Annotated in this window: 1 protein-coding gene; it reads right to left on the bottom strand. The window is 40.0% G+C overall.

Annotated features, from left to right (window positions below; translation table 11 throughout):
* Positions 1 to 707, bottom strand: a 707-nt coding sequence (locus DOS84_RS18835; protein WP_207802083.1) for a PIG-L family deacetylase, incomplete at both ends; no start/stop codon positions are given.

Here is a 707-nt window from a genome sequence, read left to right as displayed (position 1 = left end):
GGAATGTCAATTTTATTGACTTTTTTGTTTTTAAGAAAGGCTTCGGCCTTTTTATAGATATCCTCCGCTTCAGCACTTTGTATTCCAAATTTTTCATTGTAATCACAAACAAAACGTGCAAATCGCAAGGCTTCATCATCGGCAACGGCAATATTTCCAGAGGTTTGATAAGCTACATGCACTTCATGTCCTTGCTGTTGCAACCTCATGAAAGTACCTCCCATACTGATAATGTCATCATCGGGATGCGGACTGAAAATAAGCACTCTTTTTCTGGATGGTTCTGCTCTTTCGGGTCTGTTCGAGTCATCTGCATTGGGTTTTCCTCCAGGCCATCCAGTAATCGTATTCTGTAATTTGTTGAATATTTTGATGTTGATGTCGTACGCTGGACCTGAATCAGCTAATAAATCGCTCATACCGTTTTCGATATAATCCGCATCGGTAAGCATTAAAATTGGTTTTTTCAAATGAAGCGCCAGTCCTAAAACTGCTTTTCGGATTAATTTGTCGGTCCAAACAATTTTTTCCACCAACCAAGGGGTGTTGATTCTTGTAAGTTTTGAGGAAGCCTCTTTGTCCAAAACGAAAATAGCATTTTTGTGTTCCTGCAAAAAGGAAGCTGGTATTTGATTGGTGACCGTGCCTTCAACAGAGGCTTTTATGATGTTCGATTTTCCTTCTCCCCAAGCCATCAGAATAACCTG

The sequence above is a fragment of the Flavobacterium aquariorum genome, from assembly GCF_003254745.1.
Lineage (GTDB): Bacteria > Bacteroidota > Bacteroidia > Flavobacteriales > Flavobacteriaceae > Flavobacterium > Flavobacterium aquariorum.
Note: the sequence above shows the minus strand (reverse complement) of the source record. Positions and strands in the feature narration are given on the sequence as shown.